The 26,627-nt window shown below is 69.9% G+C and carries 48 protein-coding genes and 1 pseudogene; 43 read left to right on the forward strand and 6 right to left on the reverse strand.

What is annotated here, in order from left to right; genetic code table 11:
* Nucleotides 1-25 precede the first annotated feature (25 nt).
* Nucleotides 26-739: a 3'-5' exonuclease gene (locus ABZ154_RS15130; RefSeq protein WP_356832631.1), complete on the forward strand. Its 714-nt coding sequence runs from the start codon at nt 26-28 to the stop codon at nt 737-739.
* A 26-nt stretch (nt 740-765) separates the two neighbouring features.
* On the opposite strand, the pseudogene ABZ154_RS15135 reads toward ABZ154_RS15130, so the two are convergent.
* Nucleotides 766-1,274: pseudogene (locus ABZ154_RS15135) on the reverse strand (hypothetical protein); the annotation flags it as partial.
* A gap of 58 nt (nt 1,275-1,332) precedes the next feature.
* Entirely contained in the window at nt 1,333-2,199 is an 867-nt protein-coding gene (locus ABZ154_RS15140; protein ID WP_356832633.1) for an aminoglycoside phosphotransferase family protein, read from the reverse strand.
* 131 nt (nt 2,200-2,330) lie between these two features.
* On the opposite strand from ABZ154_RS15140, the gene ABZ154_RS15145 reads away from it, so the two are divergent.
* Nucleotides 2,331-3,131 carry a sugar ABC transporter permease gene (locus tag ABZ154_RS15145; RefSeq protein ID WP_356832920.1) on the forward strand — a complete coding sequence of 267 codons (801 nt, stop codon included), beginning with the start codon at nt 2,331-2,333 and terminating at the stop codon, nt 3,129-3,131.
* Here the strand turns inward: ABZ154_RS15145 and ABZ154_RS15150 are convergent.
* The 3 genes from ABZ154_RS15150 to ABZ154_RS15160 all read right to left on the reverse strand — a co-directional run bounded on the left by ABZ154_RS15150 (nt 3,128) and on the right by ABZ154_RS15160 (nt 5,277).
* On the reverse strand, nt 3,128-4,414 hold the full coding sequence (locus ABZ154_RS15150; protein ID WP_356832635.1) for an integrase: 1,287 nt from the start codon (nt 4,412-4,414) through the stop codon (nt 3,128-3,130). The genes ABZ154_RS15145 and ABZ154_RS15150 overlap by 4 nt on opposite strands.
* A gap of 77 nt (nt 4,415-4,491) precedes the next feature.
* On the reverse strand, nt 4,492-4,695 hold the full coding sequence (locus ABZ154_RS15155; protein ID WP_356832637.1) for a hypothetical protein: 204 nt from the start codon (nt 4,693-4,695) through the stop codon (nt 4,492-4,494).
* A gap of 162 nt (nt 4,696-4,857) precedes the next feature.
* Complete coding sequence (locus ABZ154_RS15160) at nt 4,858-5,277, reverse strand: hypothetical protein (RefSeq protein ID WP_356832639.1); 420 nt, start codon at nt 5,275-5,277, stop codon at nt 4,858-4,860.
* Nucleotides 5,278-5,454: 177 nt separating this feature from the next.
* Here ABZ154_RS15160 and ABZ154_RS15165 point away from each other — a divergent pair, with 177 nt between their 5' ends.
* From ABZ154_RS15165 to ABZ154_RS15265, 21 genes are all read left to right on the forward strand, one after another.
* Nucleotides 5,455-5,706 carry a helix-turn-helix transcriptional regulator gene (locus ABZ154_RS15165; RefSeq protein WP_329217473.1) on the forward strand — a complete coding sequence of 84 codons (252 nt, stop codon included), beginning with the start codon at nt 5,455-5,457 and terminating at the stop codon, nt 5,704-5,706.
* Entirely contained in the window at nt 5,706-5,978 is a 273-nt protein-coding gene (locus tag ABZ154_RS15170) for a helix-turn-helix domain-containing protein (RefSeq protein ID WP_356832922.1), read from the forward strand. Before ABZ154_RS15165 ends, ABZ154_RS15170 begins: the two co-directional genes overlap by 1 nt.
* An 87-nt stretch (nt 5,979-6,065) precedes the next feature.
* Nucleotides 6,066-6,785 carry a hypothetical protein gene (locus ABZ154_RS15175; protein WP_356832641.1) on the forward strand — a complete coding sequence of 240 codons (720 nt, stop codon included), beginning with the start codon at nt 6,066-6,068 and terminating at the stop codon, nt 6,783-6,785.
* Nucleotides 6,782-7,096 carry a hypothetical protein gene (locus ABZ154_RS15180; RefSeq protein ID WP_356832643.1) on the forward strand — a complete coding sequence of 105 codons (315 nt, stop codon included), beginning with the start codon at nt 6,782-6,784 and terminating at the stop codon, nt 7,094-7,096. The genes ABZ154_RS15175 and ABZ154_RS15180 overlap by 4 nt, the downstream gene beginning before the upstream one ends.
* Nucleotides 7,093-7,356: a hypothetical protein gene (locus ABZ154_RS15185; protein ID WP_356832645.1), complete on the forward strand. Its 264-nt coding sequence runs from the start codon at nt 7,093-7,095 to the stop codon at nt 7,354-7,356. Before ABZ154_RS15180 ends, ABZ154_RS15185 begins: the two co-directional genes overlap by 4 nt.
* A complete protein-coding gene (locus tag ABZ154_RS15190; RefSeq protein WP_356832647.1) occupies nt 7,353-7,637 on the forward strand; it encodes a hypothetical protein in 285 nt (94 codons plus the stop codon). Before ABZ154_RS15185 ends, ABZ154_RS15190 begins: the two co-directional genes overlap by 4 nt.
* The gene (locus tag ABZ154_RS15195) at nt 7,634-7,918 is read left to right on the forward strand and encodes a hypothetical protein (RefSeq protein WP_356832649.1); all 285 of its coding nucleotides are present in this window, start codon (nt 7,634-7,636) and stop codon (nt 7,916-7,918) included. The genes ABZ154_RS15190 and ABZ154_RS15195 overlap by 4 nt, the downstream gene beginning before the upstream one ends.
* The gene (locus ABZ154_RS15200) at nt 7,915-8,226 is read left to right on the forward strand and encodes a hypothetical protein (protein WP_356832651.1); all 312 of its coding nucleotides are present in this window, start codon (nt 7,915-7,917) and stop codon (nt 8,224-8,226) included. Before ABZ154_RS15195 ends, ABZ154_RS15200 begins: the two co-directional genes overlap by 4 nt.
* Complete coding sequence (locus ABZ154_RS15205; protein ID WP_356832653.1) at nt 8,226-8,456, forward strand: hypothetical protein; 231 nt, start codon at nt 8,226-8,228, stop codon at nt 8,454-8,456. The genes ABZ154_RS15200 and ABZ154_RS15205 overlap by 1 nt, the downstream gene beginning before the upstream one ends.
* Nucleotides 8,453-8,710: a hypothetical protein gene (locus tag ABZ154_RS15210; protein WP_356832655.1), complete on the forward strand. Its 258-nt coding sequence runs from the start codon at nt 8,453-8,455 to the stop codon at nt 8,708-8,710. Before ABZ154_RS15205 ends, ABZ154_RS15210 begins: the two co-directional genes overlap by 4 nt.
* Nucleotides 8,703-8,990 carry a hypothetical protein gene (locus tag ABZ154_RS15215; protein WP_356832657.1) on the forward strand — a complete coding sequence of 96 codons (288 nt, stop codon included), beginning with the start codon at nt 8,703-8,705 and terminating at the stop codon, nt 8,988-8,990. The genes ABZ154_RS15210 and ABZ154_RS15215 overlap by 8 nt, the downstream gene beginning before the upstream one ends.
* An 85-nt stretch (nt 8,991-9,075) precedes the next feature.
* On the forward strand, nt 9,076-9,576 hold the full coding sequence (locus ABZ154_RS15220; protein ID WP_356832659.1) for a hypothetical protein: 501 nt from the start codon (nt 9,076-9,078) through the stop codon (nt 9,574-9,576).
* A 108-nt stretch (nt 9,577-9,684) separates the two neighbouring features.
* A complete protein-coding gene (locus ABZ154_RS15225; protein WP_356832661.1) occupies nt 9,685-10,476 on the forward strand; it encodes a hypothetical protein in 792 nt (263 codons plus the stop codon).
* 101 nt (nt 10,477-10,577) lie between these two features.
* A complete protein-coding gene (locus tag ABZ154_RS15230) occupies nt 10,578-11,576 on the forward strand; it encodes a lambda-exonuclease family protein (protein ID WP_356832663.1) in 999 nt (332 codons plus the stop codon).
* Complete coding sequence (locus ABZ154_RS15235; RefSeq protein WP_356832665.1) at nt 11,573-12,397, forward strand: recombinase RecT; 825 nt, start codon at nt 11,573-11,575, stop codon at nt 12,395-12,397. The genes ABZ154_RS15230 and ABZ154_RS15235 overlap by 4 nt, the downstream gene beginning before the upstream one ends.
* Nucleotides 12,398-12,461: 64 nt before the next feature.
* Complete coding sequence (locus ABZ154_RS15240; protein ID WP_356832667.1) at nt 12,462-13,001, forward strand: hypothetical protein; 540 nt, start codon at nt 12,462-12,464, stop codon at nt 12,999-13,001.
* 80 nt (nt 13,002-13,081) lie between these two features.
* Nucleotides 13,082-13,960, forward strand: a complete 879-nt coding sequence (locus ABZ154_RS15245; protein WP_356832669.1) for a phage antirepressor N-terminal domain-containing protein — start codon at nt 13,082-13,084, stop codon at nt 13,958-13,960.
* Nucleotides 13,957-14,289, forward strand: coding sequence for a hypothetical protein (locus ABZ154_RS15250; RefSeq protein ID WP_356832671.1), 333 nt, complete (start codon nt 13,957-13,959; stop codon nt 14,287-14,289). The genes ABZ154_RS15245 and ABZ154_RS15250 overlap by 4 nt, the downstream gene beginning before the upstream one ends.
* Nucleotides 14,286-14,627: a hypothetical protein gene (locus tag ABZ154_RS15255; protein ID WP_356832673.1), complete on the forward strand. Its 342-nt coding sequence runs from the start codon at nt 14,286-14,288 to the stop codon at nt 14,625-14,627. The genes ABZ154_RS15250 and ABZ154_RS15255 overlap by 4 nt, the downstream gene beginning before the upstream one ends.
* Nucleotides 14,624-15,577 (forward strand): hypothetical protein, encoded by a 954-nt coding sequence (locus tag ABZ154_RS15260; RefSeq protein WP_356832675.1) that lies wholly within the window; start codon nt 14,624-14,626, stop codon nt 15,575-15,577. Before ABZ154_RS15255 ends, ABZ154_RS15260 begins: the two co-directional genes overlap by 4 nt.
* A complete protein-coding gene (locus ABZ154_RS15265) occupies nt 15,574-15,798 on the forward strand; it encodes a WhiB family transcriptional regulator (protein ID WP_356832677.1) in 225 nt (74 codons plus the stop codon). Before ABZ154_RS15260 ends, ABZ154_RS15265 begins: the two co-directional genes overlap by 4 nt.
* Before the next feature lie 83 nt (nt 15,799-15,881).
* On the opposite strand, the gene ABZ154_RS15270 is transcribed toward ABZ154_RS15265, so the two are convergent.
* Nucleotides 15,882-16,130 (reverse strand): hypothetical protein, encoded by a 249-nt coding sequence (locus ABZ154_RS15270; RefSeq protein ID WP_356832679.1) that lies wholly within the window; start codon nt 16,128-16,130, stop codon nt 15,882-15,884.
* Between the two features lie 179 nt (nt 16,131-16,309).
* Between ABZ154_RS15270 and ABZ154_RS15275 the strand changes: the two genes are divergently transcribed.
* The 20 genes from ABZ154_RS15275 (at nt 16,310) to ABZ154_RS15370 (ending at nt 26,554) form a co-directional block, all read left to right on the forward strand.
* Nucleotides 16,310-18,016, forward strand: coding sequence for a DNA cytosine methyltransferase (locus ABZ154_RS15275; protein ID WP_356832681.1), 1,707 nt, complete (start codon nt 16,310-16,312; stop codon nt 18,014-18,016).
* Nucleotides 18,017-18,108: 92 nt separating this feature from the next.
* On the forward strand, nt 18,109-19,059 hold the full coding sequence (locus ABZ154_RS15280; protein ID WP_356832683.1) for a mucin-2: 951 nt from the start codon (nt 18,109-18,111) through the stop codon (nt 19,057-19,059).
* Nucleotides 19,056-19,739 carry a hypothetical protein gene (locus ABZ154_RS15285; protein WP_356832685.1) on the forward strand — a complete coding sequence of 228 codons (684 nt, stop codon included), beginning with the start codon at nt 19,056-19,058 and terminating at the stop codon, nt 19,737-19,739. The genes ABZ154_RS15280 and ABZ154_RS15285 overlap by 4 nt, the downstream gene beginning before the upstream one ends.
* The gene (locus ABZ154_RS15290; RefSeq protein ID WP_356832687.1) at nt 19,736-20,041 is read left to right on the forward strand and encodes a hypothetical protein; all 306 of its coding nucleotides are present in this window, start codon (nt 19,736-19,738) and stop codon (nt 20,039-20,041) included. The genes ABZ154_RS15285 and ABZ154_RS15290 overlap by 4 nt, the downstream gene beginning before the upstream one ends.
* Complete coding sequence (locus ABZ154_RS15295) at nt 20,038-20,517, forward strand: hypothetical protein (RefSeq protein ID WP_356832689.1); 480 nt, start codon at nt 20,038-20,040, stop codon at nt 20,515-20,517. The genes ABZ154_RS15290 and ABZ154_RS15295 overlap by 4 nt, the downstream gene beginning before the upstream one ends.
* On the forward strand, nt 20,514-20,834 hold the full coding sequence (locus tag ABZ154_RS15300) for a hypothetical protein (protein ID WP_356832691.1): 321 nt from the start codon (nt 20,514-20,516) through the stop codon (nt 20,832-20,834). The genes ABZ154_RS15295 and ABZ154_RS15300 overlap by 4 nt, the downstream gene beginning before the upstream one ends.
* A complete protein-coding gene (locus ABZ154_RS15305) occupies nt 20,831-21,100 on the forward strand; it encodes a helix-turn-helix domain-containing protein (protein ID WP_356832693.1) in 270 nt (89 codons plus the stop codon). Before ABZ154_RS15300 ends, ABZ154_RS15305 begins: the two co-directional genes overlap by 4 nt.
* Nucleotides 21,101-21,343: 243 nt before the next feature.
* Nucleotides 21,344-22,351: a class I SAM-dependent methyltransferase gene (locus ABZ154_RS15310; protein WP_356832695.1), complete on the forward strand. Its 1,008-nt coding sequence runs from the start codon at nt 21,344-21,346 to the stop codon at nt 22,349-22,351.
* A 74-nt stretch (nt 22,352-22,425) separates the two neighbouring features.
* Entirely contained in the window at nt 22,426-22,581 is a 156-nt protein-coding gene (locus ABZ154_RS15315) for a hypothetical protein (RefSeq protein WP_356832697.1), read from the forward strand.
* Nucleotides 22,581-23,033, forward strand: coding sequence for a hypothetical protein (locus ABZ154_RS15320; protein ID WP_356832699.1), 453 nt, complete (start codon nt 22,581-22,583; stop codon nt 23,031-23,033). The genes ABZ154_RS15315 and ABZ154_RS15320 overlap by 1 nt, the downstream gene beginning before the upstream one ends.
* Nucleotides 23,034-23,110: 77 nt before the next feature.
* On the forward strand, nt 23,111-23,836 hold the full coding sequence (locus tag ABZ154_RS15325) for a hypothetical protein (RefSeq protein WP_356832701.1): 726 nt from the start codon (nt 23,111-23,113) through the stop codon (nt 23,834-23,836).
* Complete coding sequence (locus ABZ154_RS15330; RefSeq protein ID WP_356832703.1) at nt 23,833-24,066, forward strand: hypothetical protein; 234 nt, start codon at nt 23,833-23,835, stop codon at nt 24,064-24,066. The genes ABZ154_RS15325 and ABZ154_RS15330 overlap by 4 nt, the downstream gene beginning before the upstream one ends.
* Nucleotides 24,063-24,254, forward strand: coding sequence for a hypothetical protein (locus tag ABZ154_RS15335; RefSeq protein ID WP_356832705.1), 192 nt, complete (start codon nt 24,063-24,065; stop codon nt 24,252-24,254). The genes ABZ154_RS15330 and ABZ154_RS15335 overlap by 4 nt, the downstream gene beginning before the upstream one ends.
* 25 nt (nt 24,255-24,279) lie before the next feature.
* Nucleotides 24,280-24,531 (forward strand): hypothetical protein, encoded by a 252-nt coding sequence (locus ABZ154_RS15340; protein ID WP_356832707.1) that lies wholly within the window; start codon nt 24,280-24,282, stop codon nt 24,529-24,531.
* A gap of 65 nt (nt 24,532-24,596) precedes the next feature.
* Nucleotides 24,597-24,950, forward strand: coding sequence for a hypothetical protein (locus ABZ154_RS15345; RefSeq protein WP_356832709.1), 354 nt, complete (start codon nt 24,597-24,599; stop codon nt 24,948-24,950).
* Nucleotides 24,947-25,234, forward strand: a complete 288-nt coding sequence (locus ABZ154_RS15350; protein WP_356832711.1) for a hypothetical protein — start codon at nt 24,947-24,949, stop codon at nt 25,232-25,234. The genes ABZ154_RS15345 and ABZ154_RS15350 overlap by 4 nt, the downstream gene beginning before the upstream one ends.
* Nucleotides 25,231-25,539 carry a hypothetical protein gene (locus ABZ154_RS15355; protein ID WP_356832714.1) on the forward strand — a complete coding sequence of 103 codons (309 nt, stop codon included), beginning with the start codon at nt 25,231-25,233 and terminating at the stop codon, nt 25,537-25,539. Before ABZ154_RS15350 ends, ABZ154_RS15355 begins: the two co-directional genes overlap by 4 nt.
* The gene (locus ABZ154_RS15360) at nt 25,536-25,673 is read left to right on the forward strand and encodes a hypothetical protein (protein ID WP_356832716.1); all 138 of its coding nucleotides are present in this window, start codon (nt 25,536-25,538) and stop codon (nt 25,671-25,673) included. Before ABZ154_RS15355 ends, ABZ154_RS15360 begins: the two co-directional genes overlap by 4 nt.
* Before the next feature lie 52 nt (nt 25,674-25,725).
* On the forward strand, nt 25,726-25,962 hold the full coding sequence (locus ABZ154_RS15365; RefSeq protein WP_356832718.1) for a hypothetical protein: 237 nt from the start codon (nt 25,726-25,728) through the stop codon (nt 25,960-25,962).
* A 418-nt stretch (nt 25,963-26,380) separates the two neighbouring features.
* Nucleotides 26,381-26,554, forward strand: a complete 174-nt coding sequence (locus ABZ154_RS15370) for a hypothetical protein (protein ID WP_356832720.1) — start codon at nt 26,381-26,383, stop codon at nt 26,552-26,554.
* The last annotated feature ends 73 nt before the right edge of the window (nt 26,555-26,627 follow it).

Below are 26,627 nucleotides of genomic sequence, written 5' to 3' on the forward strand. Positions count from 1 at the left end.
GGAGCACCACGAAGGAGGTATCGGGATGAGCTGGCATCAGGGACCACTGGTCGGCTTCGACCTGGAGACGACGGGGACCGACGTCGAGACCGACCGGATCGTCACCGCCGCGCTGGTCCGGCTGGAGCCGGACGGGACGGTCGCCGAGCAGCGGACCTGGCTGCTCGACCCAGGGGTGGCGATACCCGAGCAGGCGTCCGCGATCCACGGCATCGGCACCGACCACGCCCGCAAGCACGGCGCCCAGGCGGCCTCAGCCGTGGAGGAGATCGCCCACGCGGTCGCCGAGGTGCTGCGTTCCGGGGTGCCGCTGGTGGTGATGAACGCGCGCTACGACCTCTCGCTCCTGGACCGCGAATGCGGGCGGTACGGACTGGAGTCCGTCGACGAGCGGATCGGCGGCGTGCCATCGCCCGTCATCGATCCCCTGGTGATCGACAAGCACGTCGACAAGTACCGCAAGGGCAAGCGGGCCCTCCAAGCCCTGTGCCAGCACTACGGTGTGACCCTGTCCGACGCCCATGACGCGACCGCCGACGCGGTGGCGGCGGTCCGCGTGGTCCGGCAGATGGGCGAGCGCCACCGCCCGGTCAGCACCCTGCCCCCCACCGAGCTCCACGCCCTCCAGGTCCGGGCGGCCGCCGAACAGTCCGCCTCGCTCCAGGCGTACCTCCGCCGCACGGCGAACCCGACGGCTGTGGTGGAGCAGGCCTGGCCGGTGATCCCGCGGAGCAGGTGACCGGTGGGGGGCCTCAGCCGGCCTCGGAGCTTGCCGAAGATCACTCCGCGCCAGGTCCAGCCCGCATCGAGGGCGGTGTTCCGCAGGGGGTCCGTCAGCTGCGCGCTGTCGAAGCTGAACGACTCGGTCGCTTCGAGGCGGCCGCTCCTGCCTCGCTTGAGCGTGTACCGGCGCGAGACGTTCCTGTTCCCGCCGCGTGTGTACGTCGCCGAGGTCCGGAGCCGGGGAGGATTCCCGACGCGGGTGACTTCCCAACTCTGCTCGACGGCAGGCACCTCGGGGACGTCCTCGGCCAGCCGCATCCGGATCCGGATGGCGCGCGTCAGCTGGGACGCGATGAAGAAGGGCTGCCAGACGGGCTCGGCGATCCGCCACTCCGCCACCAGATCGGCGCTGTGCGCCGCGCCATCGCTGATGAGGCAGGGGACATCCGGCCCGTTCAGCCCGAGCAGGGCCGCCCGCAGCTCCTCGGCCGGTCGCGGCGCCACTCCGGCCTCGGGGTGCTGGTGCCGGTCAGCTCGTCGAAGACGCCCATGAGGTCCAGCCTACGGTCCGCGAAATCGGCCGGTCGCAGGTGCACCTGTCCTGTCCGTTCAGAAGGGGTACCAGCGAACCTCGGGGTCTCCCTCGCGCAGTGATGCCACCCTGCGGCGGAATTCGGTGAGCGCCTTCGGGTTGGCCGGGGCGTGCTGGGCGACCCAGGCGCAGCTGGCCGTCTCGCGGGCGCCGCGCAGGACGGTGCAGCCCTCCCACTCCCGGACGTCCCAGCCGTACGCGGTCGTGAACGCGTCGTAGGCCGCGGCGGGCAGGCCGTAGCGGTCGCGGGAGAGGGCGAGGACGACCAGGTCGTGTTCCCGCAGGTCCGTGGAGAAGGTCTCCAGGTCGACCAGGACCGGTCCCTCGGGGCCGACGTGGACGTTGCGGGGGAGCGCGTCGCCGTGGATCGGGCCGGGGGGCAGGTGCGGGGCCAGGGCGGCGGCCGCCGCCGCGAAGCCGTCGCGGCGGCCGCGGAGGTAGTCGGCGTCGTCCGGGTCGATCGTGTCGCCCGCCAGGGTCAGCCAGCGCTCCACCCCGCCGAGCAGTTCGCGGCGCGGGAGCGCGAAGTCCGCCGGGGCCGGGAGCGCGTGCACCCGGGAGAGCAAGGGGGCCAGGTCGCGCGGTTCCGCGGGGCGTACGGGGTCGGGCAGGCGGTGCCACAGCGTCACCGGGTGGCCCTCCACCAGGCGTGCCCGGTGCTCGGCGGCCCGCACGGCCGGAACACCCGACGCGGCGAGCCACTCCGCGACGGCCACCTCCCGCTCCGCCCGGGCCGCCAGCTCCGGGTGGCCGGTGGCGTCCCGTCCGACCTTCACCACCAGACCGTCGGCCGCGAAGACCGCGTTCTCGCCCAGCGCCAGCAGCTCCGGAGTGCCGGGGAAACCGGCGGCCGTCAGCACCTCACGCGCACGCATCTCGTCCATGGGTGCGATTTTCGCATCCGCGCAGGCCACCTTGACGAACCGACGGCCCGTCAGCACGATGACCTAGGCCACCGGGACGGCCAGAACGGGATGAGTGCCCCTATTGCTGCTCAGAAGGGCTATTCGTGGCATTGGCGACGCCGGAGAGGCGGTCCGGGCCGAGGCGTGCACGGGAGAAGGGGCCGGGCGGCGCGGCGGCCTGGTTCCTCGTCCTCCCCGCCCTCCTCCCGATCCTGATCCTCAGCGTCGGCCCGCTCCTCTACGGCATCGTGCTCGCCTTCACCGACGCCCAGTCCGGCCGCACCCGCTCCACCCAGTGGATCGGCACCCTCAACTTCCAGGACCTCCTGCACGACACCCTCTTCTGGGACTCGTTCCGGATCGGCCTCCTCTGGGCGTTCGGCGTCACCATCCCGCAGTTCCTGCTCGCCCTCGGCCTCGCCCTGCTGCTCAACCAGCGACTGCGGATGCGCTGGCTGGCCCGGGCGCTGGCGATCACCCCCTGGGCGATGCCCGAGGTCGTCGTCGGCATCATGTGGCGCCTCGTCTACAACCCCGACGCGGGCATCCTCAACGAGACCATCCGCGACCTCGGCCTCGGCGACGGCCGGGACTGGCTCACCGGTCTCGCCACCGCGCTCCCCGCCGTGATCCTCGTCGGCATCTGGGCCGGTATGCCGCAGACCACCGTCGCCCTGCTCGCCGGACTCCAGAACACCCCGCACGAACTCCACGAGGCGGCGGCCCTGGACGGGGCGGGCGCCTGGCGCCGCTTCCGTACGGTCACCTGGCCCGCGATCAAGCCCATCGCGCTCGCCATCACCGCCCTCAACTTCATCTGGAAGTCGATGAATTGGCGGCCTGTGGGCCCCTCACCTGCATATCCCTTGATCCATCAGTGGTGGATGGGAAACAACTGGGAGATGATCTAGACGTTCCTGCTGGTCAGCCGCTCCTGCAACCCATCCCAGCGCTCCTGCAGCGTCTTCATGATGGCACGCTCCATCGGAACCGTCACGCTGCTGTACACGCCCTCGACCCCAGGCACCTCATGCCCCATACGGGACTCTGTCGCGAACTTGCTGTGCCCGTCCTCGTCCAGCCACGCCTTCGCCCCGTGGCGGAGGAGATACAGGCGCTTCCCCCTGAACGACGGCACCGCAGGGATCGCCGGGCGCGCCCCACGCGTTCGCGGGCCGCTCCGCTCCTTAGCCCCGTCCGCGATGTCACGCCAGTACTTGTAGTCGAAGTTCACCGCCCCCAAGGAGCCCCCCAGGATCGCCGGGAACACCCAGTCCCGGTCATGCGACTCCAGCAGCTCCGCCAGTAGGCCCGCGAGGAAGGACGGCACCACCAAAGTGCGGGCCGAGTCGTACTTCGGAGGGAAGAACTGGAGCTTGCTGTCTGCGTACTGAACTTGGCGTTCCACTCGGATCGCAGGCATGAGCTCCCCACCCCGCCCGTACCGCTCCACGTCCTCCTCGTAGCGTTCGAATTCCTCCGGGTCCGGCCGCGGGTCTGTACCCGGCCAGTTCGGGTAGCAGTACTCCCGCGTCAGCCCAAACAGTTCGGCGGGCCGCATGCCCGTCATCGCCATGGTCCAGATGAACACGTAGCCGGCCTGCCCGAAGACGGTCCGGGCGTTGCGGGCGAGCTGCTCGACGGCCTCCGGGGTCATGTCCTTCTTGCGCTCCTTGGGCTTCTTCACAAACTTGCCCCGGCGCCTGGTCCGCTCAACCGGAGACGTTTTGATCAGGCGCGGCACGGCGTCGTCGAGGATCATGCCGAACACCATCATGACGTTGCCGGCCGAACCGGCCTTGAGCTTGCTGTTCACGTGCTTCTTGAACGCCCGATAGGCGAGGATGTCGACGTCCGCGACCGACGCCTTCTGCTTCTTGAAGTAAGGGCGGATGTGCGTCTCGACGGCCGACCGGTAGGTCCGCTCGGTCAGGTGCCGGTGGTCCATGGCGTCGAGCCAGTCATCAAGCCAGTCCGTCATGAGGGTGGCGCCGTCACGGTTCTTCACGTTCGTTCCGTGCCGGATCTCGTACAGCTTGTTCTGGCCGTGCTCGTAGGCCGCCGTCTCATCGGTGAACCCACCCTTGGACTCGTAGCGCTTGCGGCCGTTCGGTAGGAGTTCGCCGCTCCACCACTTCACCCGGCAGGTGCCGCCGCGCCACTCGACGTGGACGTGTTGGTTGATGCGGGCCATAGGTCCCCCTTGTCAGGTGGGACGTGGGAGCTCGGCAGGTACCCCTACCGCCGAGGCAGCCCCACGTACTCATGGGTTCAGCCGTCTCTGCCGACAGGGCAGTTGCGGCATTCACCACAGTTTCCACCAAGCCCCTCGACCAGTTCCCTCATCGCGGTGCTGGCTGCGGTGCGGGGGTGCAACTGCCGGGGGATCACGCAGACGATCCCTTTGTCGGTTTTGAGGGCCTGTCCTTTGAAGTTGGGCCCGTAGTCGACTATGAGCGCGTCCTGATACAGCATGGCTCCCCCTACTGTCCGGCACTGACGGGAGCCTCCAAGGGCGTAGTCAAACTCTGCCACGGAGTGACCCAGTTGAGGTCATCTATGGCCAAGTTACGTGCGAGATTGTTGGTAACAGTGGGGTAACCGTCAAAGGTTGTACGGCGAGCGCGGGTTTTTGCCTCAGAGCATCCCGTTGGCCCGTAGATCCTTTACGACCTGGTCTGCCAGCTTCTTGATCTCGTCCGAGGTGAGGCCACCGGCTGTTGCGATGGCTGCAAGCTTCACCACGTTGCGGGCCTCTTCGTCGAGCTCCTCGGGCGGGAGCTTGGAAATCATCACGCTCGGGTCGTTTTCCGAGGGGGAGCTCTCGATGGGCTCGTCTCCGCGAAGGATGGCGAGGCAGCCGCCGGGCGCCCACTGGAGCAGCCCGTCGATCTTCTTGTAGTTCATGGGGCGGATGGCTTCCCCCCGCTCGACCCGCTGCCAGGTGCCTTTGGATGTGCCGGCGGCCTTGGCGTTCTTGTCGTTGAGGGCAAGCCCGAGGTCGAGGCGGCGCTTGCGCGCGGCTGTCGCGAGGCGGTCTAGGTCACGGGGTGCCATGCCCACATCTTGGCAGGACCGGGCGGGACCAGCCAGGACTGAGCCCCGATTGGGCTCAAAGTAATCCACACGTAACCCCAGGTCAAAGGGCATCTAGGGCCAAGCATTGTCCAAGCGTGGGCAAGTCATGGGCATGTATGGCTAGACGACGTGGGCAACTATGGGTAAGTTCTACTCATGCACCAACCCCCAACCACTTTCGAAGTGGACGGGGCGGCCATATGCACCAAGCGCATGCAAGCGGGGATCGAAGTCCAGCAGCTCGCCAACCAGGTCGGCTGCACCGCCAGCTACCTGCGAAAGCTCGAAAGAGGCACCCGCTCCCGCATGAGCCCAAGCAAGTACGTCCGCCTCCGCACCGCTCTCAAAGCGACTGACGACGATCTCCTCGCCCCCACCGAGGACCGAACAGAAAGGAACCAGACGTGATGACCGCCAGGGCCACCGACCAGCCGATCAAGCCCGACGACCTGAATGCCCCCTACTTCGACATCCGTGAAGCCGCCTACGTGATGCGCATCAGCGTGAAGACCCTCCGCCGACGCATCGCCGCGGGACGCATCAGCGTCAGCCGTGACACCGAGGGTGGGCGGATCACCGTCAGCCGCGAGGCGATCGACCAGTACTTCCGGGCGACACAGGTGCACGCAGTGCCCTCCGCCCGGGCCGGCCGTCCGCGCCAGCACGCCGCCGCTGCCTGAGCAGCTGTGAGGCCGCCCCCGAAACGCCAGCCCCGGGAACGGCCTCGTGATCCACCCGCAATCCTCCGCGAACAGAGAGGTGGACCGATGTCCATCCAATCATCCCCTGAGGCTGCTGTGGCAGCCCGCTTCGCCCGTGACGCTGCCGGGCACAAGCTGACTGTCGTCCACGACGACGGCGTGTACCGGCACCTGGTGTTCCGGGACCCGCAGCACTCCTTCTACTGGTTTGAGCTCATCACCACCCCGGGCCAGCTGGTGTTCTCCGGTGACGGAGAGAGCTTCGTGTTCCGCCGCACTACGGACATGTTCCAGTTCTTCCGCTCGGGTCTGGGCCGGGACGGCTCGGTGCACATCAACCCGGGCTACTGGTCCGAGAAGCTGTCCAGCGACCGCGACAGCGTGAAGTCCTTCCAGGACGACCTGTTCGTGCAGCTGGTCTGGGAGCAGGCGGAGCACCTGATCGAGCAGGAGTACGTGAAGCCTGGCCAGGCTGACCGGTTCCGGCAGGCGATCAAGGACGACATCGTCGAAGGCGGGCTGTGCTCCACCGCCGAGGAGGCGTACCGGGCCGTCGAGGAGTTCTCGTTCTACAACGACGCCTCGAAGGAGTTCGACTACCGGCACGAGGCGGACGTTCGCTTCGAGGACGCCTGGGAGTGGTTCTCCGGGGCCAAGGGTTTCGACTGGTGGTTCCTGTGGGCGTTGCACGGGATCGTCCGTGGCGTCGCCCGGTACGACCGGCTGCGCTCCTACGGCCTGATGGCGCTGGCGACCCCGTCGCAGCGTGAGGCAGGTGCCCTGTGAGCGCCTTCCAGGCCGCCTTCGAGGCGCTGCGTAAGTCGGTCGGTGACGTGGAGGCCGACAAGCTTCTGACCGCCGTTGAGGACGAGAACCGCACCGAGGTGCTGGCCGAGGCCGCCGTTCCCGTCCCCGGTGTCATCGAGTACGGCACGGCGTTCCGTGCGTCGGAACAGGCCCCCGTCGAGGTGCACTCCCCGACGGCAAGCCGTGACGAGGCGGCTGCCCGTGCGGACCGGTACCGCGACATGTACCCGGTCGTGCACCTCGTTCAGCGGACGGTGCACTACGGCGAGTGGACCGAGGTGACGTCGTGACTGCCGCCGACATTGGGCGCCTGGACGTCTCGCTCGCCGTGCTGGCCGCCCGGGTGGACGCCCTGACCGCGCTGAAGCGCACCCGCATGGCCGCCGGGCTACTGGCCGAGGACCGCCACCAGTGCGACCTCGACGACACCGCCTTCGCGACCCTGCCGTGCACCTGCACCACGGTCTCCACCGCAGCGGACTACCCGGGCTTCGACGCCTGGATCACCCAGCAGCAGAACCTCAACACCGCCACCCGGAGGACCCGATGAAGACGTTCAACCTCTCCTGGGGCGACCGCCCGATCCAACTGGAGAACGAGGACGGCCGCAAGTTCCTCCGCCTCGGTACAGAGCTGCGGGTCGACGTGACGGACACCTCCCTGAATCAGCTGGACCGACTGGCCCAGGTGGCGGCGGACCTGGCGGACGTCAGGCGGGACCGCATCCGGGCCGCCCAGGTGGCCGACGAGGTCGCAGCCGAGGACGGGTACCGGTTCGTCGGGGTCCCGTTCCAGCGCGAGCCCGTCCAGCACGGGGCGGAGGTGGCATGAACGTCATCGCCTACCCGGCAATCAGGTTCGAGGACCCGCCGGAGACCTACCGCGACCCGCGCAGCCGACCTCACTTCGAGATCGCGAAGGCCCTGCGGGAAAGGTCGGGGGAGTGGGGGATCGTCGCAACGGCCACCACCATCCAGGCCGCCCGCTCTCTGGCCAGCCAGATCCGCAACGCCTCTCTCGCCGCCTACGACTGGCGCTCGTTCGACGCTGTCGCCAGCACCGTGGGCGACGAGCACCGCGTCTACGCCCGGCACACCGGCGGCGCGGCATGACCCCCCGCACGGAGACGGTGGCCGTCTCCCACCTCCTCTGCGACGACGCCCCGCCCGTCATCACCGGTGCGGTCGCCAACGCCCTCGTCCGGTCGCTGCGACTCGACCGCCCCCGGGACCTGAAGGCCGAGCGGGACTACGCGGACAGCGATGACGAGGGCTACATCAACCTCCCCGCCGGCTGCTCCATCCCGAAGCCTGCCCCGCTCCCGACTACGGAGGAGCTGAACGACATCTGGGCTGAGCTGGCACCCAACCCGCTCGACGGGTTCCAGGGCGTCCTCCGCGGCTTCCGGGGCGGTGCGTGATGGCCGGCGACGTAAGCAGCCCCGAGTTCCCCGCCCGCCTCATGACCGCACGGGCCGAAGCCGGGCTCATCCGCCAGCTGGCCGCCAAGCGGGCGCAGGAGGCAGCCATCCACCCGGGTTGCTGCACCTGCGACGCCTGCCGGGTCCGGACAGCCAGCCAACACCGCGCCCGTGCCACCGAAACCGCCAACCGCTACCTCGCCACCATCACCCCCCGGGGGACCCGATGAGCACACCGACCGAGATCCGTCTCCGCGCCGAACTGCGGTCCGCCCGCCAGCAGGTTGCGGCCCTCGAAGACCGGCGCCTGGCCCTCCAGGAGGCGAACGAAGGGGCGTACCGGGCGGCGTATGACGCCACGGGCGGTCCCAGGTTCGACAAGCTCCGCCCCTTCGGCCGACTGACCAAGGACTGCTTCACGGACCCGGGGAAAAGGTCGGCGATCCGGATGCTCCAGGACCGGATGGAGCGGTCCGATGGGTGACCTGATGGTGCAGATCGACAGCCGGATGGTGCTGCTGAAGGACTGCTCATGGTCGATGTGGGCCAAGTGCGGCTGCATGGTCGCGGTCTCCATGGCCGTAGTCGGTGACCGGATCCACGCCACCGAGGAGCAGGCCCACAAGAACCACACCCCTCGGAAGCGCGACCGGGACCGGGAGATCCGCAACGGCTACCGGTGGGAGCTCATCACCATGGCCCGCTACCGCAACGAGATCGCGGCCCAGTGGGAGTGCGAGCAGCACCGGAAGCCCACCGCGTGACCTACCTGATCACCGCCACCGTCATCGGCGTCGTGTTCTGCGCCATGGCGGTGGCCCCCAGCCTCTGGACCCGGAAGGGCAAGTCATGAGCCTCACCCTCATACCCCGCAGCAAGCCGAAGCCGTTCCGGAAGCACCGCCTTGCCAGCAGGCCGGAGTTGAAGCGGCTGCTGCGGGACCAGCAGGAGCAGACGTCGCAGGCGTTCGGCCAGCTGATCGGGGCGGGCGACACCATCGCCACCTTGCAGCACCAGCTGGCCGACGTCCGGGCCAAGCGGGCCGAGGCCGAGCAGGTAGTCATCTGCCTCGCCGCAGATCTGGACGAGCGGACCGCCGAGCGCGACCAGGCCCTCACCGAGGTCGAGCGGCTGCGGGCCGAGCTCGCCCCGTACAAGGCGGCGGAGGCCAACGCGAACGCGATCACCGTCCCGCCGGCCGAGCGCGACACCACGGCGTTCGAGGACCAGGCGACCGCCCCGATCGACGTCCGCGAACTCCGCAACCGGTTCGCCGCCGGCCCGGTCGTGTCGCTGCACCACTCCCCGCAGGCCGCAGACCCGACGCACATCCCGGCACCGGCCGCCTGAAACCCGCCGGGCCGCGCGGATGACACCGGTCGCCGGCCCGGCGAACCAGAACACCCCGGCAGTAGAAGTGCCGGGGCGTCCACCACCAGCATCCCAGAGAAGGACGCCATGACCCAGATCAGCTTCCCCCTCGACGAGGCCAACGAGGCCCTCGACCGGTTCCTGAACGACGGCGAGCGCGAGCACGACGGGCGGCGCATGACCCGCCACATCCTCGACGCCAACGGCGACACCATCGCGGACATCATCGACCCCGCCGAACGCCGCGAGCTCCTCTCCACCTACCACGCGTTCCAGAAGTCGCAGGAGCCCAACGACGCCCCGGACCTGCCCGCCGGGTTCCGCCCGTACATCCACTCCCCGAACGCCAGCGAGAACCGCCTGCTGCCCACCGAGCCGCTCCGCATGCCGCTGGCGCACGCCATGTACGGCAAGCCCCACGAGGAGCTGACGCAGGCCGAGCAGGACCGCATCACCGGTGTCGCTATCGGCATCCTGCTCCGCGTCACCTTCGACGAGGACACCCAGGGGGCGGTGCCGATCCTGATGGTCTCGCACGCCGGGGACGACCCGGAGCCCCGCCAGTTCTGGCAGCTCGCGTACAAGACCGACACCGACGGCCTGTTCCTCCGCGCGGACGGCAACGGGTTCTTCGGTGCGGAGTGGCAGATCGTCACCGGGTCCGGGCTGAAGCTCCTGTCCGGCTGGTTCACCCGCGAGGACGCCGGGCTGGCTGCTGCTGCGATCGGCCGGGTATTGCCGTACATCGACTGGATGTCGGCCACGTCGGAGGACTTCACCGACGCGTCGAAGAAGGCCCTGGCCGCCACGGTCCGCCGCTACCACTTTGCCGGTCTCCGCGAGGACCAGCCCGAGCCCGAGCCGCTCGCGACCGCCTGACCCACCTTCCGGCAGGCGTCTGAGCCCGGCTCCGTCTGCCCGCTGCGGGCCGCCAACCCCCAGGCGGCCCGCAGCAACCCCGAACTGAAAGACGCCACGTCATGGACACCTCCACTCAGCAGTTCCCACCACTCACCTTCCCCTCCGGAGCCATCGTCGTCCTCGGCGCCGACGCGGAGCGCAGCGACTGGCACGCGGTCCGCAGGACCGGCCTCGGAGGTTCCGACCTCCCCGCGATCTGCGGCCTGAATATCTACACCAGCCCGCTGGAGATCTGGTTCAAGAAGGTCGGGCAGCCCGTCCCGCGCCGGGAGAACCTGGTGCTCGACGAGGCCGCCGAGATGGGCCACGAACTGGAGCCCATCACCGCCCGCCGGTTCACGAAGATCACCGGCCTCCCCGCCCTGCAGAACCCGGGGACGCTCCGCCGGCCGGACATCGCCCACGCCATCGTCAACCTCGACCGGTACACCGTCGAAGACGGCCAGCCCGGCATCGTCGAGCTCAAGTCCCGATCCAGCTACGCCCTCAGCGACTGGCTCGACGACGTTCCCGTCGACACCCAAGTCCAAGTGCAGTGGCAGCTCGCCGTCACCGGCTGGACCTTCGGCTACACAGCCTGCCTCATCGGGGGGCAGCGAACGATCGTCCACCGCATCGAGCGCGACGAGCAGATGATCGCCGACCTCCTTACTATCGCCTCCGAGTTCTGGGGCTGGGTCGAATCCCGCACACAGCCCCCGATCGACGCCTCCGCCGCCACCGGCCAGCTCCTCGACAGGCTCCACGCCAACCCCACCGACAAGGACGTCACAGCGGACGCCACCGAAGTCGAGCACTGGCTCAAGCAGCGGGTCGCGGCAAAGGTCCGCGCCGAAGAGGCCGACCGGGACATCACCGAAGCCGACAACCACCTGAAGGACATCGCCGGCAAAGGCACCGACGTCTACATCCGCGGCGAACTCGCCTACACGTGGCGGCAGCGAAAAGGCCAGATCAGCTGGAAGAAGGCGGCACTCGAAGCCGACCCGGACATCAACGCCGAGGACTACCGCGGCAAGCCCACCCGAACGCTCAACATCGTGATGGAGAACCTGTGACCACCGCAGCCCGCAACGCCGTTGCCCGCCGCGCCGAGAACGTTGGCGCCGTACAGCAGAACGAAAACCAGAAGCCGACCCTGGCCCAGCAGATCGAGCGCATGAAGCCCGAACTGGCCCGCGCCCTGCCTAAGCACATGAGCGCGGACCGCATGGCGCGCATCGCTCTCACGCTGATCCGCAAGAACCCCGAACTCGCGAACTGCACCACGGAGTCGTTCCTCGGCGCGCTCATGACCTGCTCGCAGCTGGGCTTCGAGCCCGGCTCGCCGACGCAGGAGGCGTTCATCGTCCCCTACAAGGGGGAGGCCACGTTCCAGCTCGGCTACCAGGGCATGGTGACGCTCTTCTACCAGCACCCGATGGCGTCGTCGATCAAGGTCGAGACCGTCCGCGAGCACGACTACTTCGAGCACGAGGAAGGCCTCGAAGAGAAGCTCATCCACCGCCCCTGCAAGACGGGCCCCCGCGGCAAGGCGATCGCCTACTACTCCGTGGCCCGCCTGGTCAACGGCGGCCGGACGTTCAAGGTCATGTACCCGACGGAGATCGAAGAGCGCCGCCAGAAGCTGCCCTCGAAGAACAGCCCTGCCTGGCGGAACAGCTTCGACGAGATGGCCAAGAAGACCGTCCTGCGCAACCACTTCAAGGCCCTGCCGAAGAGTGCCGAACTCGCACGCGCCATGGCGAACGACGACACCGTCCGCACGGACGCCAACCCCGACGTCATCGACGTCCCGCCGGACTACCTCAACGAGCCGGCACCCGCCGCCATCACTGCGGGCGACGACCAGTGGGCCGGCGAGAACGTCAACCCGTAATCACCCCACGAACAGGCCGCCCCCGCGGGCAATGCGGGGGCGGCCCACCGGAAGGAAACCACACATGACCGCTGAGCGGACCGAGCCTGAGACCACGACTATCGCAACCTCCACCCTCCAGGACATGAGCTACGCCAACACCCTCCTTCGCCGCCGCGACAGTGCCATGCGGGACCTGATCGCCACCCACATCGCGAAGGCGCTCGCCAGCCGCGAGAAGGGGCGGTGGGCCGCCGCCATCGAACTCGCCAAGGCCCTCGACGAGGCCGACTCCAACGTCGACAAGCAGGTCGACGACTGGCTCGAAGAGAACGGCTGGGACCCCCGGTCCGCCTGGAAGACCCCGGCAGACCTCATGCCGCACGCCGAGTCGTGGGCGTCGAAGCCCAACATCACCGCCGACGTTCCGGAGCCCGTCCGGCGGGTCATCACCGAGCGCCTCGCCGACATGCTCCTCGACCGCGGCGACGACGGCTGGCACGCCGAGCAGGCCCGCCGATTCACCTTCGCCCTCAAGGCCGAGGGCGCGGACCTGACCGGGGCGATCGAGAAGCGCATCACCGCGCTCACCCTCGGCCCGGACCCGTCGGACCCGCCGTTCTAGCCCAGCCGCACTTCGGGGCCGCCGCGGCCCGAACCTGCGGCGGCCCCACCTTCCAGCACACCACACGCCAGGAGGAACCCGTGAAGACCCTCATCGCCACCCCCGACCCCGACGAGCCGAATGAGGACGAGCAGCAGGCGCCCGAGGTCGCTCGCATCAATCTCTCCACCGGATCTATCGAGACGGTTCTCGTCGACGGTGAGCCCTTCGTGGTACTGCGCCCGGCGGTCGAGGCGATCGGTCTCAGCTACCCGGCGCAGCTTCGTAAGCTCCGCGACCGCTCGTGGGCCAACCGTAGCGATATCGCAACGGTTGCCGAAGACGGTAAGACCCGACTGATGGCTGCGGTCGACGTCCGCACGTTCCTGATGTGGCTCGCCACGGTGAACGAGAACAAGGTCGCGGAGGCCGTCCGGCCGACTCTTGTCGCCTACCAGCGCGAGACAACCGAAGCCGTCAACGGCTACTGGACCCGCGGCGGCGTCATCAGCGAGCGCGCCACGGACGACCAACTCGACGAACTCCGGCAGCAGATCGAGGAGCGTCGCATCCGTCGGGCGCACGGGCTGATCTCCCTGGTGGCGGCGATGGATGACTCAGTCGACCCACGGTGGAAGCGCACCCGGCAGCTCCACCACTACGCGGAAGCCACGGGCGAGATACCCGAGATCGCCCCGGAGGACCGGGCCTTGCTCGTCGAGACCTACCTGACTGACCGCGGCCTGTCGAAGGCGGAGCGGCGGTCGGTGCGCTCTTCCTTCGGCATCAAGATGTCCGTGGCGTACCGCATGGCGCACAAGGGGGAGAAGCCGAAGGACTCCTACGGGCTGGTCGACGGGCGAGAACGGCCGGTGAAGTCGTACACCGAGGCGGATCGCCCGCTGTTCGACAGGGTCTGGGAAGAGTTCTACGCCGACCGTTACCCGGCCCAGCAGCGGCTGGACGGTGATGTGGCATGACCTCCACCGTGCAGCCCACCCTCGACGGCAACGTCCCCGCCCCCGCCCAGTCCGCCGACTACGAGACGTGGCTGGCCATCGTGTGGCCCGTGTTCATAGCCGCGGCTGCGACCGGCCGTACCTTCACCTGCTACTCGGTGGCCGACGCGCACAAGCTGCCCAACCCGCCGAACCCGCAGGCGCAGTGGGGACGCCTCATGACCCTCCTCCGCGACGAGGGCTACATCCGCAAGACCGGGTGGGCGTGCTCCGACCGGCCCACCACCCACCACTCCGGCGTCCGCACCTGGAAAGGCACCGCGGCGGCACGACGGGAGGCAGCAGCGTGAACATCGACACCTTCCTCGCCGCCGGCCAGGCCGCAGCCACCGTGCACACCGCCGTCGACCAGGTCATCGACGCCGCCCTCTACTACGGGCCCGGCGTCCTGGCCGCCGCCGCGGTCGCCGCCGCCTGGTGCACCTGCCGGTGGGCGGTCCACCGCTACGAGCAGTGGCTCCAGGACCGGGCCGACCGGCGCGAGTACACCGCGCGCGCCTACCGCCTCTGCCGCGTCGCCGACAGCGCCGACGCCTTCCTCGCCATGCCGCCCGCGCTCATCAACGCCCGGCTCGAAGCCCATCTCGACACCACACCCGACCTCGCCGACGAGGGGGAAGAACGATGACCACCGACCAGGCCGTCCGCGAAGCCAACGCGCGCCGGACCCGCATGCGCCGCCGCCTCATCGGCTACGGCCAGTGGGAACCCTTCGTCGCCGCCGAACCCGTCCGCCACCACGTCCTCAACATCCGCCACCAAGCCGGCATGTCCTTCCGCAACATCTCCGCAGCAACCGGCGTGAACATCGGAACCCTGGAACACCTGATCTACGGCGTCACCGGCTTCCCGCCCGCGCGTCAGATCCGATCCGAAAGCGCCGCAGCCCTCCTCGGCTACTGGCCCACCCTCGACGACTACGTGGACCTGGCTGTCATCGACGCCACCGGAACCAGGCGCCGCATGCAGGCCCTCGCCACCCTCGGCTGGGTCGCCCCGGCAGTGCATCAGAGGATCGACTTCGTCAACGTCAGGACCATCGCGAACCTCAAAGGCCGCGAGCAGGTCACTGCACGCCTCGCCCGCGCAGTGCGGGACTTCTACCGGCAGGTGTGCGGAAGTCCCGCCGAGAAGCACGGCGTCCCCACGGCCACGGCGAAGCAGGCCCGCACCGGGGCCAAGCGCAACCGGTGGGCGGGTCCAAGTGCCTGGGATGACGACACGATTGACGACCCTGACGTCAGGCCGGAGTGGACTGGGTTCTGCGGCACTGACCGCGGCTGGTGGACCCACCGGCAGCAGAACATCCCCACGTGCGAGGCGTGCGACCAGGCCCACACCGAATGGAAGAAGGAGCACGGGCACCTGCCCCGCCCCCAGCTCATGGCCGCACTCTGCGCCTCCAAGGCCAGCGCCTCCCGCCGCGGCGAAAGCATCGCCCACGACGGCCGCAAACTCCTCGACCAGGGCTACACCTTCGAGCACGCCGCCGAACGCCTCGGGATCACCACCCAGCACCTGCACCAGGAACTCCGCCGGCACCCGGCCGTCGACGACAAGCAGGAGGCGGCGGCATGACCGACATCGACATGAAGTGGCACGAAGAAGGCATCTGCGCCACCACCGACCCCGACCTGTTCTTCCCCGAAGGCGGTGGCGCCGGCAACGCCATCAAGGTCTGCCTCGGCTGCCCGGTGAGGCGCCGCTGCCTCGACCACGCGCTCACCGCACCCGAAGACCACGGCGTCTGGGGCGGCACCACACGCAACCAACGACGACGCATGACGAAAGCCGCATGACAACGGGCGGGCCACCACACGTGGCCCGCCCACAGGCACGACAAAACCCCGCCGTAGCGGGGGAGGGAGGAGGAGACGTGACGTCAGTCCTCAGCGGCCGGCTTCTTGCGGCGCACGACGATCTTGCGCTTGGGCGCGGCGGGGTCCGGGGCGATCTTCGCGACCCACTCGCGGGTGAGCCCGGTGAGCCGTGCGAGTTCGGACGGTCCGATGTCCTCGGTCCGGGCTGCGACCAGCAGGTCTCGCAGCTCTGCGTCGGCGCGAGTGAAGGCGTCTTTGGCCCGCGCGCGCTTCTTCGCGGCGGCCTGCACCCTGTCGCGGATCTCTTCCATGACACACATGCTGCCATGCGCGAACACCGTTCCGCTACCCATGCGCGCATAGGGCTCGCGAACGGGCTATGCGAACGCTATTCTCATGTTGGCGGTCGAGAGATCGCAGAAACCGAGCGGTCGACGGGCCTGGTTCCGTGCGCCCGAATCGCTCGTACACGACTCACGAAGGGGCTCCGATGAGCTACCGAAATGACGGCGATTCGCTGACCGTTATGGACTGGTTTTGTGGTGCAGGCGGCTCCAGTCAGGGCGCGCACTCCGTCCCCGGCGTCCGCGTCACCCGCGCCGCGAACCACTGGGCGAAGGCCATCGACTCGCACGAAGCGAACTTCCCCGAGGCCAGCCACTACCGCGGCGACATCCGCACCGCACCCGTCTGGGACTGGCCCGTCACCGACATCTTCTGGGCCTCCCCGGAGTGCACCAACTGGTCCGTCGCCAAGGGCAAGCGTCGCAACTTCGACACCGCCATGCAGGGCTCCCTCCTCGACCTCCTCGTCGAGCAGTCCGAGGAGGAGCCTGCCGACCTGGAGGAGGAATCCCGGGCGCTCATGGAGGAGGTGCCGCTGTACCTCCGCGGCGTCCAGGAGCGTGGCGGGCTCGTCAAGGCCGGAGTCGTTGAGAACGTCACCGACGTCCGGGCCTGGGACCAGTGGGACCGGTGGATCGGCGAGCTCCACAAGATGGGCTACCACACCCGCATCATCGCCCTGAACTCCATGCACGCGAACCCGCGGTCCGTGCACGCCGCACCCCAGTCCCGCGACCGCCTCTACGTCGGCTACTGGCACGAATCCCTCGGCCGCACCCCGGACTGGGACAAGTGGCTACGCCCCCGCGCCTGGTGCTCCGGATGCGACGCCTGGGTGCAGGCCATGCAGGTCTTCAAGACCCCCGGCCGGGACATGGGCCGCTACCGCACCCAGTACGTCTACCGCTGCCCCTCCACCACCTGCCGCAACCAGATCGTCGAACCCGAAGCCCTCCCCGCCGCCGCAGCGATCGACTGGACCATCCCCGGACAGCGCATCGGCGACCGGGCCAAGCCACTCGCCGACAAGACGCTCGCCCGCATCCAAGCCGGGCTCAAGAAGTTCTCCCAGCCCGTCCCGATGATGGTCCCGGCCGGCGGCACCTGGAGAGACACCGCCGTCAGCATCGGCGAACCCATGGGTGCCCGCACCACCCGAGAGAACGACGGACTCATGGTCCCGCCGCTCCTCGTCCCCGTCGAAGGCCGCGACGGCAAAGAAGCCCGCTCCGCCAACGACCCCCTGCGCACCATGACGACGCGCAACGAGACCGGGCTCGCCTGGCTGCCGTTCATCGCCGAGCTCCGCGGCGGCGGATCGGTGGCCCGGTCCGTCACCGACGCCCTCGCCACCGTCACCGCCTCCGGCAACCACCACGGGCTCGTCACCCCCGAACTGCCCGCCACGGTCATGCGGAACAACTCGGCTCGCGGGGACTCGGGATACCTGAGCACCCCGGTCACCGAGCCTGTGAGGGCGCTGACGACGGCTGGCCACCAGTCCCTCGTGACGTGGAACGACATCCTCGTCCCCTACTACTCCAACGGCACCGCCCGCACCGTCCGGGAGCCCATCGGCGCCCTCACCACCCGCGACCGGTACGCCCTCGTCCGCGGCGACGTCGACATCAACGACGTCCGGTTCCGAATGCTGGAGCCCCACGAAATCGGCCGGGCCATGAGCTTCGCCGACGACTACATCGTCCTCGGCTCCAAGCGCGACAAGGTCCGCCAGTACGGCAACGCCGTCACCCCCAACGCCGCCGAGATCATCCTCTGCGCCCTCGTCGAAGCCGTCACCGGCGAAGAGCTGGAGCGGTACGCCGACCAGCAGCTGGCAGCCGCCGCGTGACCGCCCGCCCGGACCCCGCCCCCACCTGACCCGACCGCGGGCCCCACACCGCTGACGCCCGTACCTATCCGTACCGCCAGAAGGAAGTCCCGATGCCCTGGTTCAAGATCGATGACAAGGCGCATTCCCACCCCAAGTTCATGCGGGCAGGAAACGCGGCGCTCGGTCTTTGGCTGCGCTGCGGCTCCTACGCCGCGCAGCACCTCACCGAGGGCATCGTGCCGGGAGTCGTCGCCCAGCTGTACGGCACCACCCCCCAGGCCAACAAGCTCGTCAAGGCCGGCCTGTGGCACGAGCACGGCCACTCCTGCGACCGCTGCCCCCAGCCCCAGGAGGGCGACTACGTCGTCCACGACTTCCTTGAGGACGGCCGCAACACCTCCCGGGCCAAGCACGAATCCGAGCGGAAGAAGGCCCGCGACCGGCAGGCCAAGCACCGGGAATCGCGCACTTCCGGAGACGAAAGTTCTGCGAAAACGAATCGATTCGCCGACGAATCGTCCGCGAAAAAAAGTGAAAGTGTCCCAGAAAAATCCCCGTTCTCAGGCTCCACCGCAGGTCAGGGGCACCTGTCACGCCGTGACGAAAACGTCACGGGTATCCATGCCGGTGCCGCTCCTGTTCCTAACCCCAGTACTTCCTACGGAAGTACTGGTGCTGCTGCAGGCGAGGAGCGCTCCGGACTCCCCGACCAGCTCGCCGAACTCAAGCGCGGCATCGCCGCAGCCGGCCTCACCGGAGTCGCATGGGACCTCCGCGAATCCGGCTGGGAGTACACCCGGCAAGCGATGGCCCGAGTCGGCGTTCCCGCGATGGTCGCCTTCGCCGCCAACTCGGCCCGACTCAAGGGCCTCCCCGCAGGAGCCTCCGCCTGGGTCCAGGGGTGGCGCTCTCTCGAAGCTGCACCAGACGAACCCGGTGTCAGCTACCTGCCCGCCGTCGTCGGCAGCGGACCTCTCGCCAGCCGCCAGCAGCAGGAGACCAATGACCTCTTCGACCGCGCGATGCTCCGCGCCAAGTCCCGTATGCAGGAGGACCAGTGACCCCCGACGAGACCGTGATCCTTGCCCGCTATGTGCGGGCCCTGTGCCCCCAGCAGAAGTTCGACGAGTACACCCCCGACGCCTGGCACGACGTCCTCGGTGACTGGCCCCTCGCAACAGCCCGAACCGCTGCAGCGGCCGTCGCCAAGAAGCAGCCCTTCGTCAGCCCGGCCGAGATCATCGCCGAGATCCGCAAGCAGCGAGACACCAAAGCCGACAGCTTCCAAGGGCCCGGCCTTCCCGCCGAAGTCCCCGACGCGGACCCCGACGACATCCCGGCCTACCTCGCAGCCCTCCGCACCCAGAGGACCCGCGCCGCCGACGGCGAACAGCTGAAGCGGCGCCCCGTCGCTGAGCTCATCGCCGGAGTGGCCGGCAGCTTCGGCCGCATCCCGGCTGAGGACGCCGAGGAGGAGATCGCCGAAGTACGGCGGCCGGGACCGCTCGGCGTCGAATGCCCGTCGTGCCAGGCCCCGATGGGGCGGCCGTGCCGGGCGAGCGTCCCCGGGAACCGGCCGCCTCGCGAGCTGCGCACTCCGCACGCTGCAAGGTCGCGTGTCGCCCTGGGTGGCCCGGCGGAGCTGGAGTCCCCGCAGCTGATCGAACAGCGTCGCGCGGCATCGCTGGCCCACCTTGAGCGGCTTGCCGCCAACGAGGCGCTGGGCGAGGAGGTGTCGTGACGGACTTCGACGCCTCCGACATCGCGGCGATGCGCCGGGAGGGCGACCTCAGCGGCTTCCTCCGCGGCCAGCTCCGTGCCGGCCGAACCGGGAAGACCGCCCCGCCGATACCGCCGCCGAGGCCGCCCGGTCACCGCCACGGCCACTGGCCGACCGGGACCAGGCCGCCCGACCCGCGGCCGATCCGGCACGCCCCAGCCGACTGGCAGCGAGAACTCGACCGGTACCGGACCGGCCAAGGCCACGACAACGACCCCTGCCACTGCGGCAACTGCAACCACACCACCACGGAGGACCGATGAACCAGCCCGTGTACGTCACCGCCGGAGGAGCCCGGTACCACCGCACAGTCGACTGCCGCGCCCTCGAAGCCATGCAGTTCATCAACGAAGAGATGGGCGGCTCGGACTGGGTGCCCGGAGCGCCCTACGCGGTCTGCCACGCCACCGAGCCGGTAACCGCCGAGCAGGCGGCGGAGCAGGGCAAGACCCCCTGCGCCGTTTGTAAGCCGCCGCTCGCCGCAGCCACCGACGACTTCGGCCACGAGCCAGTCGTCAACGAGACCGAGTTCTTCGGTGAGACCCCCGACGACAAGCCGGTCTGCGCCCGCTGCTGCCGCACCGTCCGCGAATGGGGTTCCTACACCACCGGCTACGACGACCGTGCCGGGGTCCTCTGGGAGAACCGCTGGGTGCACTACTGGGTTCGCGTCTCGTGGCCCTGCACCTCGGCTGTCGTCCTGGGCCTGGCCGACCGGACCGGCGAGGTGGCCGCATGACCACCAAGCGCTACGGCCAGCCCGCCCCGATGCCTGACTCGATCCGCCACTTCATGCGCGCCGGCCAGCACCCCGCCCGCGCCCTCCCCTGCCCCCACTGCGGGGTTGCCGCCCACAAGCCGTGCCGCATCCCGTCCCGCGGTGTCGCCCTCGCCCAGGTCCACCAGCAGCGCATCGACGCACGGGCCCAGATGGTCGCCTGCTGCCCCACCTGCCAGGTCGCACCCACCACCCCCTGCCACGCCGACGGACGAGCCCTCGAAGGCGGGGTCGTCCACCCCGCCCGGCACGTCGAAGCCGACCGGAGCGCCGCATGAAGATCCGCGCCGACATCGCCGAACTCATCCGCCAAGGCCACACCAACGCCTCCATCGCCCACCGCCTCAGCTGCAACCCCGCCACCGTCGGCCGAGCCCGGCAGGCACTGCGATACCCGCCCGCCGACCAGTTGGGCCGGCTGTACGCCGAAGCGCTGCCCACCGGGCGGGTGCTGGGGGATCAGCCGACCCGAGTGCAGACCTCGCCGGCGCAGGCCGCAGCGAACCGGCGGGCACTCCTGGCGGCGCTTTCGGAGGCGGCGTGATGCGCACGTTGAACCCTGAGGTGAGGGGGACCGGTCATCGGGCGGAGCGCGGGCGCGAGGCCTCAGGGCCCCGTCGCGGGCCAGAACGGGGCCTCTCGCGGGCGAACAGGGCTCTGGCGCCCGGGGATCCCAGCGGGGCCGGGAACGTCAGGGAGAAGCCCAGCGGGGCGATCCGGTCGAACGGATCCCCGGGCAGACCGAACTACCCCTCACCTACCGGCAAGTAACCCTCTGGAGTCTCTGATGCGAGTTCCCCCCGAAGTCCTCACCGCTCTGACGGAGCGCACTGTGACCGACGGCCCGCGCCTGGTCCTGACCGGCCCGCGTATGACCACGGCCCTGTACCAGCGGGTCGACGAGGTTCTCGAAGCGGTCGGCGGCCGGTGGGCGAAGAACGAGTCCGCCCACGTGTTCCCGATCGACGCCGCCGAGGCGCTCGCCCCGGTCCTGACCTCCGGTGAGGTGGTGACCTTGCGGGAGAAGCGGACCCTGGCCCAGTACTTCCCGACCCCTGCACCGGTGGTTGATCGTCTCATCGCCTTGGCCGGCCTGGAATCGGGCATGACGGTGCTGGAGCCGTCGGCCGGGTCCGGCGCCATAGCCACTGCCGCAGCCACCCACGGTGCGGCCGTCGACTGCATCGAGCGGGACCCCGGGTACGCCACCGTCCTCACGGAAGCCGGCGCGGCCCGGAGTGTGCAGGTCGCCGACTTCCTGACCGTGCCCGCCGACCCGCGCTTCGACCGGGTGGTGATGAACCCCCCGTTCACCCGCGGCGCCGACATGACCCACGTAACGCATGCCCTGCGGTTCCTGAGCCCGGGCGGGCTGCTGGTGTCGGTCATGTCGTGGGCGGTCACCGAAGACGTTCGTGGCGCCGCCCAGTTCCGGGCCCTGGTGGAGCAGCGTGGCGGCACCGTTGAGGCCCTGCCTGCACGGGCGTTCGCCGAGTCGGGGACGACCGTCGACACCGTCATCGTCACCATCCCCGCCACCCGCCCGGCTGACGCTAAGCCCATTGTCTGGCCGAAGCGCGACATCCCCGTGCAGGACGCAGCGGAGTTCGGTGACCCTGCCGAGCTGGCCGCGCAGATCGTGGCCGATCTCCGGCAGGCGACCGCCGAGTTCGAGAAGGTGGCCGCCGCCCTGGCTAAGCCCCCGGCGGCTGCCATCTCGGAGCCGGCAGCAGTTTCCACCCTGCCCACCCCGCATGCCGAGACGCTCTTCGACCTCCTGGACGAAGCGTCGTGAACGCAGTACCGGCTGCCCCCGTCGTAACCGGGGGCAGCCGGCCCGCCAACCGTACCGACCACCTGGAGCCCCTGATGCCCACCACCCCTGACCGCCCCGCCTCGGTCGCCCCGTCCGAACTCGACATGTCGCGGGCCGTCATCGAGCACGCCCTGACCGTCTACGGCTACAGCGCCGACACCGCCCGCTTCCTCGTCGACCGGCTGATCGTCGAAGCGAGGGCCGAGTGATGCCGATCTACCTGCCCGCTCCCGCTCACCAGAACGGCGGCCCTGACGGCCAGGGCTGGACGCGGCTTGCCGTGAACTCCATGGGCGGCCTCGCGGGCGACGAGTGCGCGCTGCGGCCCCGGGACTACAGCCACCTCGTTGAGTCGCAGGACACCCGGCGTGCCCGCTACGGCGGCTACGGCCCGTGCGTCACCGGCGGCAAGTGCGCCGAGTGCCCGATATTCCAGTCCGCACCGCGGCACCTGGACTCGCTCGACGACCAGGTCTTGGTGCGCACCAACCCCACGGACGGCTGGCTTCACCTGATGAACCGCCCGGACGACGGGTGGGCGTCGCTCGCACGCCGGTGGACATGGCAGGACTTGGCCCGCCTGGACGGGTGGGAGATCGGCCGCCGCCACCGTGACGAGCACGGCGACGGGTTCTGGCTCAACCGCTGCACCACTCCGTGACCACGCAGTACGCCCGCCCCGGCCGTTACCCGGGGCGGGCGCCCACCGCACACCGTACCGACCACCTGGAGCCCCTGATGCCCACCACCCCTGACCGCCCCGCCGACCCGCTGCGCGCCGCTGTGGCCGCCGCCATCCGCGCCGAGTCGTCCCGCGTCGACGACGTCGCCCTCACCGACGCCGTCTTGTCCGTGCTGCCCGCGCCTGCCCTGGCGGTGGCCCGGCAGCTCCTCGGCACCACGAGCGATCGGCTGGCCCAGTCGGGCGTGTCCACGCCGGGATGCGACTGCGGTCACGACGGCATGGGGGCCGCCTGGCATCTGAAGGCCTGCACGTGGCTGGCCACCGCCGCCCCGCCCGCGCCTGCCGACCGGGCCGCGCTCGAAGCGCTGGCCGCCGAGTGGGAGCGGCGCGGCGAGTACGGCGACTCCAGCATCACCGACCGCGCACGGGAGCTCCGGGCCGTCCTGGCCGGTGAGGCTGCCGCCGGGGCACAGCACCCCACCACCGCCGACAAAGCCGCCGCGCTCGGCATGACCCCCACCGAGTACCGGCAGCACAGCCATGACGCCGCCGTCCAGCAGGTCCGGGACGCCGCCCGGGGGCTGTTCGCCGGGACCGCGATCCGGGTCTGGGACGCACTGGAGCAGACCACCGCTGCCGGGGCACAGCAGACCACCGAGAGCGACAGCTACGAGGCCGTCACCGGGCACGCCATCACCTGCGGCGCCGGTTTCGGCATGGGCTGCCAGTGCGACGACAAGGCCCCCGCCGCCCCTGCCGTACCCGAGGAGCGCCCGTGACCGCACGCCAGCTCGGTGTCGAGGTCGCCTGCGACGGACCCACCGGCCGAGACGACTGCCCGCACAGCGCCGCCGTGGCCGCCCGGTTCGCGTCCCGCACCGCCCGGCAGGTCCGGGCCGACGGCCGCGCCGACGGGTGGACCACCCGCCGCGCCCCCGGCCGGCTCCTCGACCTCTGCCCCAACTGCCGGACCGCCCGCACCCGAGCGCCCGAGGAGACCACACGATGACCACGCCCGAGTACGCCGTCGCCTGGCCCGACGGAACGCTGATGCGCGAGACGCCCACACCGCACCAGCACCTCGCCGAAGCCCGCGTCCGGGCGCACCAGGAGATGGGCGGCCCCCTCGCCCACGCCTACCTCGTCCAGCGGCCCACCCGCAACGACGAGTGGACCCCCGCCCCTGCTGCCGGGTGATCCCGGCCCAACCACGGAGACCCACATGACCACGCACACCCAGCGCGCCTGGACCGACATCGCCCCCGCTGACGCCACGGAACTCGACCTGGCAACGGACCTGACCATCACCGCCCCGCTCAACGAGAACGGCGACCGCTGCCCGTGGCCGTGGGGGCCGCAGCAGCTCGTCGACGCGCCGATCGGCCAGTACCACTGCGACTACTGCGGAGCCATGGTCATGGCGGGCATCCCGCACCTCGACTACGCCGCCGAGCCGTCCGCCCCCGCCGCCTGACTGCCCGTCTGCTGTGTGGCCGCCCCACCACAGGCGGCCACACCCCAACCCGGAAGGACCACGCCGTGGCCAGCACCACCATCCACTGGAAGTGCCCCTGCGGAGCCAGCGCCGATCACCGCTGCCCCCTCAACTGGCCGCCCAGCACTCCGCAAGGCCCCACAGCCACCCGCCTAACCGAACGCCCCAACCGGCCCATGCACGCCGACGGCCCCGAACTCATCGCCGCCACCGCCACCCACCTGCACGTCCTGCGCCAAGTCGGCTGGATCGGCCAGACCGGCGCGTTGTACAGCCTCGACGAGAACCCCCTCGAAGACGGCCACGAAGGCGGCGGGGTCGCGCCGCTGTACTTCCCCGCGCACACCGACCGCCTCGACGACCTCGCACCCGACGACACCACCGAGGGGGCCCGGTGACCACCCAGTCCGAGCGTGACGAACTCTCCCGGCTACGTGCCGAGCTCGACGACCAGCGGGAGGCCAAGCAGACCGCCGCCGGTGCAGCCGACCGGTTCCGCGACGTTCTGTCCGAAGCCCTCGGCCACGGCGACGAGAACCCCGGCGACGACACCCTGGTCGCGGAACTCCGCGCCCACTTCGGCAAGACCGGGCCCGAACCCACCAGATGGCGGGACTTCCTCACCGGAGCCGAAGCCATCCGCGACCAGGTCAACGCCGCACACCGACAGGAGGGGCCGTGACCCAGCCCGAGCCCGTCCACCACCTCCTCGACCGACTGCTACGCGGGGTGCTGCTCCCCGAGGAGGCCGAACACCTCGCCGGGCTGGTGCGCGCGCAAGAGGCCCGCCTCGGCGACTGGAAGCAGGCGGCCGGAGCAGGCATGACCCTCGCCGACGATCTCCGCTCCGAAATCCTGGCCCTCGCCGCCGGCGTACCGCTCGTCTGCTCCGACGACCGGCACAAGACCCAGGTCCTCGCCCAGGCCATCCGCATCCGCGACCTGGAGGCCGAGGTGCGCCGGCTCACCGCGGGGACCACCCCGTGAACGGCCCGCCACCGTGCGCCTACGGGCACCCCTGCCACTACGACGACCAAGTCGGCACCTGCCCCTGCGACAACCCGCCCCCGCCAGCCGTCGAACGGGACACCGTGACCGTCCCCGTCGGCGACTACCTCTGACCCCGCCAACAGGTCACCCGCCCGGGTGCCACACCCTTCGAAGGAGAACCGCATGGCCCGCAGCCACGACTTCGTTCAGCACTTCATCCTCGGCGCCCTTGCCGCAGCCCTGTTCATCGGCCTCGTCTGGCTGGTCATCGGCGACACCCCGGCATGGTGGGTGACCATGCTTGCCGTCGAGGCCATGGCGCTCGCCGGTGCCCTCGCACTCAGGGCGCAGCGGAGGCGTCACATCGCCCGTATTCAGGCCGACTTCGACCGACCCGCGTTCGGTGAGGACCGCCTGTGACCCAGCCGTCGACCACGCCCCGGGGTGAGCGTGCCGGCCGCCCCGGGGTCGGGTGGGAAACCGTGCTCCGCAGCACCGGCGAACACGTCGTCCAGGACCGGCCACTCCCCGACACGACAGGGCCGGACATGAACCAGCCGCAAGAACCACGGCCCAACCGGGCCACGCGGCGAGCAGCACGGAAGAGGAACCGATGAGCGGTCCGCTCTAGCTGAGCCTCGGCTTCGTGCCACACCCGCAGTGCTCCTAAAACCTCATACCGCCGACAACGCCCCGCCTGGCCATCCAGGACGGGGCGTTGCCATGACCCCCACCGCCCCAACAGGTAGTGCGGACCGCCGCACCCGCCTGCCCTGTAGCCCCATCGCCACAACACACAGACACCTACCTCGGCACACCCTCAACCAGGAGACCGCCCATGGACTATCTCGCCTTGCTCGCCACCGCCGTACCTCTCGCGCTTCTAACGGCCGTGCTCTGCGCCACCCTCGTCTGCCTCGTCGCGATCCTCCGAGCCCACCGCGGCGACGTCGTGACGGTGCTCCTCGCCCTGCCGGCCATCATCGCCGCCATGCTCCGACGGAAACGGTGAGCAGCGGGATCGACCACTGACCCCGGACGCACCGCGGCCCCCACCCAGACGGGTGGGGGCCGCTTCGGCTGTG

Origin of the sequence: Streptomyces sp. NPDC006261, from assembly GCF_040613515.1 — a bacterium.
In the GTDB taxonomy this organism is placed as follows: domain Bacteria; phylum Actinomycetota; class Actinomycetes; order Streptomycetales; family Streptomycetaceae; genus Streptomyces.